General features: G+C 65.5%; 8 protein-coding genes. 7 read left to right on the top strand and 1 reads right to left on the bottom strand.

The window, feature by feature from the left end; translation table 11 throughout:
* Positions 1-905: 905 nt before the first annotated feature.
* From ABFA30_RS14510 to yccS, 7 genes are all read left to right on the top strand, one after another.
* Complete coding sequence (locus tag ABFA30_RS14510) at positions 906-2,708, top strand: acyl-CoA dehydrogenase (protein ID WP_225788898.1); 1,803 nt, start codon at positions 906-908, stop codon at positions 2,706-2,708.
* A 34-nt stretch (positions 2,709-2,742) separates the two neighbouring features.
* Positions 2,743-4,185 carry a TldD/PmbA family protein gene (locus ABFA30_RS14505; RefSeq protein ID WP_225788897.1) on the top strand — a complete coding sequence of 481 codons (1,443 nt, stop codon included), beginning with the start codon at positions 2,743-2,745 and terminating at the stop codon, positions 4,183-4,185.
* Positions 4,185-5,516, top strand: a complete 1,332-nt coding sequence (locus tag ABFA30_RS14500; protein WP_225788896.1) for a TldD/PmbA family protein — start codon at positions 4,185-4,187, stop codon at positions 5,514-5,516. The genes ABFA30_RS14505 and ABFA30_RS14500 overlap by 1 nt, the downstream gene beginning before the upstream one ends.
* A gap of 120 nt (positions 5,517-5,636) precedes the next feature.
* Complete coding sequence (gene mdtD, locus ABFA30_RS14495; RefSeq protein WP_225788895.1) at positions 5,637-7,064, top strand: multidrug transporter subunit MdtD; 1,428 nt, start codon at positions 5,637-5,639, stop codon at positions 7,062-7,064.
* A 112-nt stretch (positions 7,065-7,176) separates the two neighbouring features.
* A complete protein-coding gene (dbpA, locus tag ABFA30_RS14490; RefSeq protein WP_253080931.1) occupies positions 7,177-8,514 on the top strand; it encodes an ATP-dependent RNA helicase DbpA in 1,338 nt (445 codons plus the stop codon).
* A 49-nt stretch (positions 8,515-8,563) separates the two neighbouring features.
* Positions 8,564-9,745, top strand: a complete 1,182-nt coding sequence (locus ABFA30_RS14485) for an NAD(P)/FAD-dependent oxidoreductase (protein WP_225788893.1) — start codon at positions 8,564-8,566, stop codon at positions 9,743-9,745.
* 211 nt (positions 9,746-9,956) lie between these two features.
* Positions 9,957-12,140 (top strand): YccS family putative transporter, encoded by a 2,184-nt coding sequence (yccS, locus tag ABFA30_RS14480; RefSeq protein ID WP_225788892.1) that lies wholly within the window; start codon positions 9,957-9,959, stop codon positions 12,138-12,140.
* A 15-nt stretch (positions 12,141-12,155) separates the two neighbouring features.
* Here yccS and ABFA30_RS14475 read toward each other — a convergent pair whose 3' ends face one another.
* Positions 12,156-12,893 carry a substrate-binding periplasmic protein gene (locus ABFA30_RS14475; RefSeq protein ID WP_225788891.1) on the bottom strand — a complete coding sequence of 246 codons (738 nt, stop codon included), beginning with the start codon at positions 12,891-12,893 and terminating at the stop codon, positions 12,156-12,158.
* Between the last annotated feature and the right edge of the window lie 143 nt (positions 12,894-13,036).

The raw sequence follows: 13,036 nt of genomic DNA, 5'->3' as shown, positions 1-13,036 counted from the left end.
TAAACTTCATTTGCAATGACCGGACGCCAGTGCCACGAAGCCCCTGAAATATCCCAGTGTTCATCAGCCTCCACATAAACTTGTATAGTTTTCCGCAGCACTCCGTATCTATGAATTGCAGATGACGGAGCAAAATCGCGCTCCTGGCTGTCCAAAGCCACCCACTTCTGAGTTACAGTTCTCGTTGTGTTAGCGTAGTCCTTCCCCGAGGATAAGAACACTCGCCCCTCATCTCCTCGCGACGCCAGAAAATTTGCAATAAAGGCCGCACTCGATGCCCCCCTTGTTTATTCTAATGTCCACTATTTTCCACTTGCCGGGACCACTATCAACAAAACCAGCAGATACAAGACGCTCACGCTCAGACTTTGACCTACACATCCTTGCAAACCAATACCTATCAGGATCAATGGAGAGAAATGGCTCTTTCTTCAACAGCATCCATTCACCCGTCCCAACTGGCCGAAGCGCCATTTCAACTTCATCCCCGGTCAGGCTTCGAGAAGTATAAAGACCGCAGGACCTCAAAAGCCCTGTCACCCTTCTATTTCCCGCACATATCCCCTGCTTCGTAAATTCCTGCGAACATTTATAACCGCCAGAAAAGGATCTTCGACGTTACACAAATCCTCCTTCCAAACTTCACCCCAATGAGAAAGCCTTTCCATCACCCAGCCTCCTGATCAAAAGCCCAACATCTACCCTAATCAGCTCAGTGGTGTCTCAACAGCGCATCCTAAAATCTTGTGGGAAATTTCCTTTTTCTAACAACTCAACTTGCAACCTATGCAAACACGCGACAGCGCATCCTTACCTTCTAATCCCATATCACTCAAACCTATTAACCTGTCCTCCATCCCATCCTCCACCTAGACTCGCAGTATCCCGCCCCAGGACCTCCCCATATGCCCGAGACCCTGCTCAGTTCCCGCAACCTCGCTTTCGAACTCTACGAAGTCCTCGACGCCGAAGCCCTGACCCAGCGCCCGCGCTTCGCCGAGCACAGCCGCGAGACCTTCGACGCGGCGCTCGCCACCGCCCGCACCATCGCCGAGAAGTACTTCGCCCCGCACAATCGCAAGGCCGATGAGAACGAGCCGCGCTACGTGGATGGCCGGGCCGAGCTGATCCCCGAGGTGAAGCCTGCCGTCGATGCCTTCCTCGCAGCGGGTTTTCTCAACGCCAATCGCGACTTCGAGGTCGGCGGCATGCAGTTGCCCAGCCTGGTTTCGCAAGCCTGCTTCGCCCACTTCCAGGCGGCCAACGCCGGTACCACGGCCTACCCGTTCCTGACCATGGGCGCGGCCAACCTGATCGAGAGCTTCGGCAGCGACGAGCAGAAACGCCTGTTCCTACAGCCCATGATCGAGGGCCGCTACTTCGGCACCATGGCCCTGACCGAGCCGCACGCAGGCTCGTCGCTGGCCGATATCCGTACCCGTGCCGAAGCCGCCGGCGACGGCACCTACCGGATCAAGGGCAACAAGATCTTCATCTCCGGTGGCGACCACGAATTGTCGGAAAACATCGTGCACATGGTCCTGGCCAAGCTGCCGGATGCACCTCCCGGCGTGAAGGGCATTTCGTTGTTCATCGTGCCCAAGTACCTGGTCAACCCGGATGGCAGCCGTGGCCAGCGCAACGATGTGTCGCTGGCCGGGTTGTTCCACAAGATGGGCTGGCGCGGCACCACCTCCACGGCGTTGAACTTCGGCGACGACGGCCAGTGCGTCGGCTACCTGGTCGGCCAGCCGCACCAGGGCCTGGCGTGCATGTTCCAGATGATGAACGAGGCGCGCATCGGCGTCGGCATGGGCGCGGTGATGCTGGGCTACGCTGGCTACCTCTATTCCCTGGAGTACGCCCGCCAGCGACCACAGGGCCGGCTGCCGGACAACAAGGACCCGCGCAGCCCTGCCGTGCCGATCATTGGCCACAGTGACGTGAAACGCATGCTGCTGGCACAGAAGGCCTACGTGGAAGGCGCCTTCGACCTGGGCCTGTACGCCGCGCGCCTGTTCGACGACACCCAGACGGCCAGCGACGAAAGCGCCCGCCAGCAGGCACAGGCTCTGCTCGACCTGCTGACGCCGATCGTCAAGTCCTGGCCCTCGGCCTTTTGCCTCAAGGCCAACGAACTGGCCATCCAGGTCCTTGGTGGTCACGGCTATACCCGCGAATACCCCGTCGAGCAGTATTACCGCGACAACCGCCTGAACCCGATCCACGAAGGCACCGAGGGTATCCAGTCGCTCGACCTGCTGGGCCGCAAACTGGCACAGGACAACGGTGCCGGCCTCAAGCGACTGATCCGCCTGATCGCCAGCACCGCCGAGCGTGCCAGCCACCATCCAAGCCTGGACGCCATGCGCCAGCCGCTGGAGCACCTGGTCAACCGCCTGCAAGGCGTGACGCTGGCCCTGCTCGGCGACCTGGCCCAGGGCAAGGTCACCACCGCCCTGGCCAATTCCGCCCTGTACCTCAAGGCGTTCGGCCACTGCGTGATCGGCTGGCGCTGGCTGGAACAGGCGATCCACGCCGAACTCGGCCTGCTCCAGGGCAATGCCGCGGACCGCGACTTCTACCTCGGCAAGCTGCAGGCCGCACGTTATTTCCTGACCTGGGAGGTACCAGGCTGCCATAATGAGCTGGCATTGCTCGAGGCCCGCGACGACACCTGCCAGGGCATGCAAGAGGGGTGGTTCTGAGGGGGAGCCACCGCGCACACGGAGGTTTTTCCGCATGTTCGATTCCAGCGCCCTGCTGCGCCAGCGCTTCAGCGCACTGCGCAGCACGGCCGAGATGTTTTCCCTGCGCCACGTGAAGCAATCGCACCAGGCCCTGTCGGTACGGCGCAATGTCGCCGAGCCACCGTTCTTCAGCCAGGACGAGGGCGCCATGCTCACCGTACGGGTCAAGGGCGTGGAAGCCTATGCCGCCACCGCCGACCTGTCCCAGGCGGGCCTGCAGCGCGCCTTGGAACACGCCGAGGCACTGGCCCGGCAGATCGCCGCGCATAGCCTGCTCGACCTGCGCGAGCAACCGGTGACCTGCGCGCGTCACGATCATCTCTCACCCAACCTCGACCAACCCGTTCCCACCCTTGCCGATTGCCTCGGCCTGCTCGCCGCCGAATCGGCCAGCGTGCCCAAGGACAGCCGCCTGGTGGACTGGCAGGCCAGCCTCGGCATGAGCCTGGTCGAGCAGACCTACCTCAACTCGGCCGGCGCCGAGTTGCGGCACGCCCAGCGTTTCCTGTTCCCGGGCCTGAGCGTCACCGCCAGCGACGGCCAGGACAGCCAGTGCCGCAGCCTGGGCCGCGACAACTTCGGCCAGCAGGGCGGCTTCGAGATCATCGAACGCTGCGGCCTGGTCGGCGCCGGCCGCCGTGTCGCCGACGAGGCGCTGCAACTGCTGCTGGCGCCCAACACCCCCAGTGGCCCGCGCGACCTGCTGCTGATGCCCGACCAGATGATGCTGCAGATCCACGAGTCCATCGGCCACCCGCTGGAGATGGACCGCATCCTCGGCGACGAGCGCAACTACGCCGGCACCAGCTTCGTCAAGGCCAGCGACTTCGGCCACCTGCAGTACGGCTCGCCGCTGCTCAACGTGACCTTCGACCCGACCATCGGCGAAGAGTTGGCCAGCTACAGCTACGACGATGACGGCAGCCAGGCCAGCAAGCAGTTCCTGATCCGCAACGGCCTGTTGCTACGCCCGCTGGGTGGCGCCCTCTCGCAGTTCCGCTCTGGCCTCGACGGCGTGGCCAACAGCCGCGCCTGCGGCTGGAACCGTGCGCCGATCGACCGCATGGCCAACCTCAACATCGAGCCCGGCGACCAGTCGCTGCAGCAGCTGGTCGCCGGTATCGAGCATGGCATCCTCATGCGCACCAACCGCTCCTGGTCCATCGACGATGCGCGCAACAAGTTCCAGTTCGGTTGCGAGTGGGGCCAGTTGATCGAGCACGGCGAACTCAAGGACATCGTCAAGAACCCCAACTACCGTGGCATTTCCGCGCAGTTCTGGCGCAACCTCGCGGCGGTCGGCGACCGCAGCACCTTCCAGGTCCTGGGCACGCCCAATTGCGGGAAGGGCGAACCCAACCAGGTGGTACGGGTCGGCCACGCCTCGCCGGCTTGCGTGTTCCGCCAGATCGACGTATTCGGAGGAGACGCCTGATGAGCGCCACGCCCCAACAACGCTTCGAAGCGCTGGTCAGCGCCGTGCGCGATGCGCTGCGCCCCGAAGAGCAATTCACCCTCGGCTACAGCGCCGAACAGTCGCAATTCGTGCGTTTCAACCATGCCAAGGTGCGCCAGGCCGGCGAGGTCAGCCAGGCCAGCGCGCAACTGCGGCTGATCCGCGATGGGCGCCAGGCAGAACAGCAGGTCACCTTGAGCGGCGATGCACAGCTGGATCGCCAGCGCCTGGACGATGCTCTCGAGCAACTGCGCCAGACCCTGCCGCTGCTGGCGATCGACCCTTACCTGAGCCTGGACGAGAACGCCTGGCACAGCCACAGCCTGCAGGACCGAGCGTTGCCCGCCCTGGACGAGGTGCTGACGCTGCTCGACCGTGAAGCCGGCGACCTGGACCTGGTTGGCATCTATGCCGCCGGCCCGATCTGCCGGGGCTTTGCCAGCTCCTTCGGGGCCTTCGGCTGGCACCAGGCCAACAGCTTCAACTTCGACTGGAGCCTGTTCCACGACAATGGCCAGGCGGTGAAGGCCAACTATGCCGGCCAAGCGTGGAACCCCGAGGCGTTCACCGCGCGCCTGCGCCAAGCGCGGGAACAACTGGGCTTGCTCGGCCGCCCGGCCATCACCCTCGCGCCAGGCGGCTACCGCGCCTACCTGGCGCCTGCCGCCATGGACGAAATCACCGGCATGCTGTGCTGGGGCGGCTTCTGCGCACAGGCCCTGGCCACCGGCAACAGCGCCTTGCAGCGCCTGTACAACGGCGATGCGAGCCTGAGCCCGCTGGTCAGCTTCGACGAGCAGGTCAGCGGCTCGTTGAGCCCGGCGTTTTCCGATGAAGGCTCGCCGCGCCTGGACGTACCGCTGATCCACCAAGGCCGGGCGCTGCAGCGACTGGTCAGCGCGCGCAGTGCCGCCGAGTTCGCGCTGGCCGCCAATGGTGCCGACAGCTACGAGTCGCCCTGCGCGCTCAGCCTGGCACCAGGCAACCTGGCCAATGACCAGATTCTCGAACGCCTGGGCACCGGCCTGTACATCAGCAACCTCTGGTACCTGAACTACTCGGACCTGCCAGCCGCGCGCATGACCGGCCTGACCCGCTTCGCCACCTTCTGGGTGGAGAACGGCGAGATCCAGGGCCCGGTCAGCACCATGCGTTTCGACGACAGCCTGTACAGCCTGCTGGGTAGCCAGCTGGAAGACCTGACCTGCGAACGCGAGCTCATCTTGTCGACCAGTACCTATGGGCAGCGCAGTACCGGATCGAGTCATTTGCCGGGGGCGCTGGTCAAAGCCCTGACCCTGACCTTGTGATTGATCGAACCGCCCCTATCGCCGGCAAGCCGGCTCCCACAGGTTTTGCAGCGCCACGAACCTTGCGGGGGCTTGCCGGCGATCGGGGCGGTGCAGGCAATGCTGAACATTGAGGTTCCCATGCCCGAACGCCCCCCGCTGGACCCCGTCACCGCCCGTTGGATCCCCTGGGTGGTGGCCATCGCCTTCTTCATGCAGTCGCTGGACGGCACCATCCTCAACACTGCGCTGCCCGCCATGGCCCGCGACCTGGCCGAGGACCCGCTACGCATGCAGGGGGTGATCATCGCCTACATGCTCACCGTGGCCCTGCTGATCCCCGCCTCGGGCTGGATCGCCGACCGTTTCGGCACCCGGCGTATCTTCTTCAGCGCCATCGTGCTGTTCAGCTTCGGCTCATTGCTCTGCGCCATGGCCAACAGCCTAGCCTTTCTCATCGCCGCCCGGGTCGTCCAGGGGCTGGGCGGTGCCCTGATGCTGCCGGTCGGGCGGTTGGTAGTGCTGCGCGCCTATCCGCGCTCGGAACTGGTGCGGATCATGAGCTTCATCACCATCCCGGGCCTGCTCGGCCCACTGCTCGGGCCGACCCTGGGCGGCTGGCTGGTGGAAATCCTCAGTTGGCACTGGATCTTCCTGCTCAACCTGCCGGTCGGGGCCCTGGGCTGCTATGCGGTGTGGAAGTTCATTCCCGACCTGCGCGGTGCCGAGCGCACCCGCTTCGACGGCCCCGGCTTCCTGCTGTTCGGCGCGGCGATGGTGCTGATCACCATCGCCATGGAAGGCCTGGGCGAACTGCACCTGCCGCACCTGCGGGTGATGCTTCTGCTGTTCGCTGGCATGGCCTGCCTGGCCGCCTACTGGCTGCGCGCCGGGCGCGACCCGGAGCCGCTGTTCTCGCCCAGCCTGTTCCGCGTGCGCACCTTCGCCATCGGCATCCTCGGCAACCTGTTCGCCCGCCTGGGCAGCGGCGCCCTGCCCTTCCTGGTGCCGTTGCTGCTGCAGGTGGCCCTGGGTTATTCGCCCGCCCAGGCCGGCATGAGCATGATCCCCCTGGCCGCCGCGGCGATGGTCGCCAAGTCCATCGCCCGGCCGCTGATCGAGCGCTTCGGCTATCGCATCATCCTCACCGGCAATACCCTGCTGCTCGGCGTGCTGCTGGCCAGCCTCGGGCTGGTGGACGAACAGACGCCCTACGCCCTGCTGCTGGTGCAACTGGCCCTGCTCGGCGCGGTGAACTCCATGCAGTTCACCGCCATGAACACCGTCACCCTGATCGACCTGGACGACGCCCACGCCAGCAGCGGCAACAGCCTGCTGTCGGTGGTCGCGCAGCTGTCGCTGAGCCTGGGCGTGGCCTGTGCCGGCGCCTTGCTCGGCGGTTTCAGCGCGGCTGGCAGCACCGAGGGCGTGGAAAGCACCCTGGGCGCCTTCCAACTGACCTTCCTGACCATCGGCCTGATGGCCATGCTGGCGGCGGCGATCTTCCTGCAGCTGTCGCCGACGGACGGGAGGCGTGCCCGTCGTCTGGAAGCGCAGAGGGAACCGTAGGGCGAATGGCCACGAGGCTGGTAGACTGTGCGGCATTTTTCGCTTCGCACCGCAGGCCCGCCTCGTGACCACCGACTCCACCGCCTTTGCCACCTTGCCGCTGTCCGCCGCCATGCTGGCCAACCTGGACGCCCTCGGCTACACCTCGATGACCCCGATCCAGGCCCAGGGCCTGCCGGTCATCCTCAAGGGCCAGGACCTGATCGCCCAGGCCAAGACCGGCAGCGGCAAGACCGCCGCCTTCGGCATCGGCCTGCTCAACCCGATCAACCCGCGCTACTTCGGTTGCCAGGCGCTGGTCCTGTGCCCGACCCGCGAGCTGGCCGACCAGGTGGCCAAGGAGCTGCGCCGGCTGGCCCGCGCCGAGGACAACATCAAGGTCCTCACCCTCTGCGGCGGCGTGTCCCTGGGCCCGCAGATCGCCTCCCTGGAACACGGTGCGCACATCATCGTCGGCACGCCAGGGCGCGTGCAGCAGCACCTGGACAAAGGCACCCTGGTGCTCGACGGGCTCAACACCCTGGTCCTCGACGAGGCCGACCGCATGCTCGACATGGGCTTCTTCGACGCCATCGCCAGCATCATCGGCCGCACCCCGGCACGGCGCCAGACCCTGCTGTTCTCCGCCACCTACCCGGCTGGCATCGAGCAACTGGCCGCCGACTTCATGCGCCAGCCACAACAGGTCAAGGTCCAGAGCCTGCACGCCGACAACCAGATCGAGCAGCGCTTCATCGAGATCGACCCGCAGCAGCGCCTGGAGGCGGTGACCCGCGTGCTCGGCCACTACCGGCCACAGTCCTGCGTCGCCTTCTGCTTCACCAAGCAGCAGTGCGAAGACCTGGTCGCCCACCTCAAGGCCAAGGGCATCGCCGCCCAGGCCCTGCACGGTGACCTGGAGCAACGCGACCGCGACCAGGTCCTGACGATGTTCGCCAACCGCAGCAGCTCGGTGCTGGTGGCCACCGACGTGGCCGCCCGTGGCCTGGATATCGACGGCCTGGACATGGTGATCAACGTCGAGCTGGCCCGTGATGCAGAAATCCACGTGCACCGCGTCGGCCGTACCGGCCGTGCGGGCGAGAAGGGCATCGCGATCAGCCTGGTGGCCCCGGCCGAAGGCCATCGTGCCCAGGCCATCGAAACGCTGCAGAAGGCCCCGCTGCGCTGGGACCAGCTGGACAGCCTGAAGAACAAGGGCGGCGAGCCGCTGCTGCCCCCCATGAGCACCCTGTGCATCGCTGCGGGGCGCAAGGACAAGCTGCGCCCGGGCGACATTCTCGGCGCACTGACCGGTGACGCCGGCATCCCTGGCAAGCAGGTGGGCAAGATCGCCATCTTCGATTTCCAAGCCTTCGTGGCGGTGGAGCGCGACGTGGCCAGGCAAGCCATGCAGCGGCTCAACAGCGGCAAGATCAAGGGGCGCTCCCTGAAGGTCCGCATCGTCTGAGATTCTTCCTGGGCTGCCGTGGGGCCCTGGTTCTTGAAGAGGTAACACCGTGCACACCACCGACGTGATCATCATCGGCGCCGGCGCCGCCGGCCTGATGTGCGCCCAGCTCGCCGCCCGTCGCGGCCGGCGGGTGCTGCTGCTCGACCACGCCAACAAACCGGGCAAGAAGATCCTCATGTCCGGCGGCGGGCGCTGCAACTTCACCAACCTGTACACCGAGCCGGCCAACTTCCTCTCGCAGAACCCGCACTTCTGCAAGTCGGCCCTGGCTCGCTACACCCAGTGGGATTTTCTCGAGCTGGTGGCCAAGTACCGCGTGCCCTACCACGAGAAAAAGCTTGGCCAGCTGTTCTGCGACAACAAGGCCAGCGACATCCTCGACATGCTCCTGGCCGAGTGCGACGAGGCCGGCGCCGAGCTGCGCATGCACACGAGCATCGAGCGGATCGAGAAGACCGACGAGGGCTACCTCCTGGACACCAGCGCCGGCCCGTTCGCCTGCCAGTCCCTGGTGATCGCCACCGGCGGCCTGTCGATTCCCACCCTCGGCGCCACCGGCTTCGGCTACCAGGTCGCCCGCCAGTTCGGTCACCACACCCTGCCGACCCGCGCCGGCCTGGTGCCGTTCACCATCACCGAGCCCCAGCTCAAGGCACTGTGCACGGAACTGTCGGGCACCTCGCTGGACTGCACCGCCAGTTGCAATGGCGCCAGCTTCCGCGAAAACCTGCTGTTCACCCACCGTGGCCTGAGCGGCCCGGCCATCCTGCAGGTCTCGTCGTTCTGGGAAGCCGGCGATACGGTGCAGATCAACCTGCTGCCGGACCGCGACGCCCTGCAGTGGCTGCAACAGCAGCAAGCCGAGCGCGCCAATGCCGAGCTCAAGACCGTGCTGGGCGAGGTGTTCACCCGCAAGCTGGCCAACCTGCTGGCCGAGCAGTGGTTCGAGTCCAGGCCGATGAAGCAGTACACCCCGGCGGAACTGGCACAGATCGCCGAGAAGCTGGCGGCCTGGCAAGTGGTTCCGGCAGGGACCGAGGGCTACCGCACCGCCGAGGTCACCCTCGGTGGGGTGGATACCCGCGAGGTGTCCTCCAAGACCATGGAGTCGCTCAAGAGCCCGGGGCTGTACTTCATCGGCGAGGTGCTCGATGTCACCGGCCACCTGGGCGGTTTCAATTTCCAGTGGGCCTGGGCATCGGCCAACGCTGCGGCGCAGTTCGTGTAGAGTAGAATCCATTCAGCAGCACGGAACGCTTCTTGCTGGTCCGTGCGGCAGAGCCGGCATTGCATGGGGCTGCTTCGCAGCCCATCGCCGGCAAGCCGGCTCCCACAAGGTCCGCGGTGTTGCACAACCTGTGGGCGCCGGTTTGCCGGCGATGGGCGGCCCCAGCTGCACGGCCTCGAAAGCGACTTCATCGATCACCGCCAAGGCCATCATGTCATCGAGCTCGTTCCGCCATTCATTGCGTCGCCTGTGGGGCCAAGACAAGTTCAGCTACAGCATCCGGGTGACGGTCGCCCTCACCGGCAGCCTGGCCCTGTGCTGGTACCAGAACGAGATGGGCCTGCTGATCCCGCTGTTCCTCGGCATCATCGCCAGCGCCCTGGCCGAGACCGACGACAGCTGGCAAGGCCGCCTCAGCGCCCTGGCCGTCACCCTGGTGTGCTTCGCCATCGCCGCGCTGTCGGTCGAGCTGCTGTTCCCCTACCCCTGGATATTCGCCGGCGCCCTGGCCCTGGCGGCCTTCGCCCTGACCATGCTCGGCGCCCTGGGCGAGCGCTATGGCACCATCGCCTCGGCGACACTGATCCTCTCGGTGTACACCATGATCGGCGTGGACCAACGCGGCGGCCAGGTCAGCGACTTCTGGCACGAGCCGATGCTGCTGGTGGCCGGCGCGGCCTGGTATGGCCTGCTTTCGGTGCTGTGGCAGGCGCTGTTCTCCAACCAACCGGTGCAGCAGAGCCTGGCCAAGCTGTTCCTCGAACTGGGCCGCTACCTCAAGCTCAAGGCCAACCTGTTCGAACCGATCCGCAACCTCGACGTGGAAGCTCGGCGCCTGGAGTTGGCCCAGCAGAACGGCAAGGTCGTCGCAGCCCTGAACGCGGCCAAGGAAATCATCCTGCACCGGGTCGGCAACAGCCAGCCGAACGCCAAGGTCAGCCGTTACCTGAAGCTGTACTTCCTGGCCCAGGATATCCATGAGCGGGTCAGCGCCTCGCACTACCCCTACAACGCCCTGGCCGAGGCGTTCTTCCACAGCGACGTGATGTTCCGCTGCCAGCGCCTGCTGCGCCAGCAGGGCTCGGCCTGCCAGCAGTTGGCCCAGTCGATCCGCCTGCGCCAGCCGTTCGTCTACGACACCGGTTTCACCGAAGCCCTGGAGGACCTCGACGCCTCCCTGGAGCACCTGCGCATCCAGAGCAACCCGGCCTGGCGTGGCCTGCTGCGCTCGCTGCGGGCACTGGCGGCGAACCTGGCCACCCTCGACCGCCTGCTCGGCGCCGCCAGCAACCCGGACAGCCTGGCCGACGCCAGCGACAGCAGCCTGCTCGACCGTTCGCCACGCAGCCTCAAGGATGTCTGGAGCCGCCTGCGTACCCAGCTGACCCCGACCTCGCTGCTGTTCCGCCATGCCCTGCGTCTGCCTCTGGCGCTGTCGGTCGGCTACGGCATGGTGCACCTGATCCACCCGACCCAGGGCTACTGGATCATCCTCACCACCCTGTTCGTCTGCCAGCCCAGTTATGGCGCGACACGGCGCAAGTTGGTGCAGCGGATCTTCGGCACGGCGATCGGCCTGACCGTCGGCTGGGCGCTGTTCGACCTGTTCCCCAACCCGGTCATCCAGTCGATGTTCGCCGTGGTCGCCGGGGTGGTGTTCTTCGTCAACCGCACCACCCGCTACACCCTGGCCACCGCGGCGATCACCCTGATGGTGCTGTTCTGCTTCAACCAGATCGGCGACGGCTACGGCCTGTTCCTGCCGCGCCTGTTCGATACCCTGGTCGGCAGCCTGATCGCCATCCTCGCGGTGTTCCTGTTCTTGCCCGACTGGCAGGGCCGGCGCTTGAACAAGGTGCTGGCCAATACCCTGGCCTGCGCCAGCGTCTACCTGCGCCAGATCATGCAGCAGTACGCCCATGGCAAGCGTGACGACCTGGCCTACCGCCTGGCCCGGCGCAATGCCCACAACGCCGATGCAGCACTGTCCACCACCCTGGCCAACATGCTCATGGAGCCGGGGCACTTTCGCAAGGAAGCGGACGTTGGCTTTCGCTTCCTGGTGCTGTCGCACACCCTGCTCAGCTACCTCTCCGGGCTTGGCGCGCACCGCGACACGGCACTGCCGGCCGACGTCCAGGAGCAGTTGATCGACGGTGCCGGCCAGGGCCTGGCCAACAGCCTCGACGAGATCGCCAATGGCCTCGCCGCGCGTTTGCCGGTCGCCATCCACAGCGATGCCGAGGAAGCCCTGGCCGCGACCCTGGAGCAGATGCCCGAAGACCTGGATGAACACCAACGCCTGGTGCAGACCCAATTGGCCCTGATCTGCCGCCAGCTCGGCCCGCTGCGGACCCTGGCGGCACACCTGATCAAGGAAAGCGCGCCGGCCTGAAGCCGTCACGCCTGATCAGAAACCATGCTCGTGCAATAACCGGGCGTAACTGCCGTCAGCTTTCATCGCTGCGATGGCCCGCTCGAAGCGTTCGACGACCTGCGCATGCCCGGGATACTTGAGGCTGACCAGGATATGCAGGCTGTTCTCGCCCAGCGCAGGCTCGACGAACGCAACCGCATCATGCACCGCCGGTGCCTCACGCTGCAGGTGGTAGCGCGCCACGTACTCGTCCTCCACCGCCAGGTCGACCCGCCCTGCCGCCAGCATGCGCACCGCGGACGAGAAGTCGCGCACCGGCACCTTGCGCAGACGGCTATCGCTGTCGAACTCAGGCGAGTAGGCATAGTCGCGCACCACGGCAATGGCGTAGGGGTAGAGGTCGGACAGCTGCTTGTAGCTGAAGGCCGCATCCTGCTGCCTGAGCAGGCGGATGCGGTTGCTCAGGTAGGGCTGGGAGAACTGGCCGACAAGGGTCCGCGAGTCGTTGTACCAGGCATTGACCAGCACATCGTAGCGGCCCTCGCCGATACCCAGCAGGGCCCTGGCCCAGGGTACCTCCTCGACGTCGCAGGCATAGCCGGCACGGGTCAGCGCCGTGGTGACGATATGGGTGGCCAGGCCACCACCGGGCATCGTACTGCCCGTGAAAGGCGGCCAGTTGTCGGCCACCAGGCGCAGCTTCTCGTAACCCGAGGCGCAGGTCGCCAACAGCATGCCCAGCAAACCCAGAACGTGAAGCAGTGGCCGCATGCTCAAGTCCTTTCGCAGTTGAAGACCCACGCCTTTGAAGGCGATCCTCACGACTACAGGTTTTGCAGATTACACAACGGTGGACGCCATCGGCAGCCGACAATAATGTCAATTAGCCTCTAATTTAGCCGATTTCAGGGAAA

The organism is Pseudomonas sp. HLMP (assembly GCF_046365545.1).
Classification (GTDB): domain Bacteria; phylum Pseudomonadota; class Gammaproteobacteria; order Pseudomonadales; family Pseudomonadaceae; genus Aquipseudomonas; species Aquipseudomonas guariconensis_B.
This window is presented reverse-complemented; position numbering and strand designations above follow the sequence as displayed.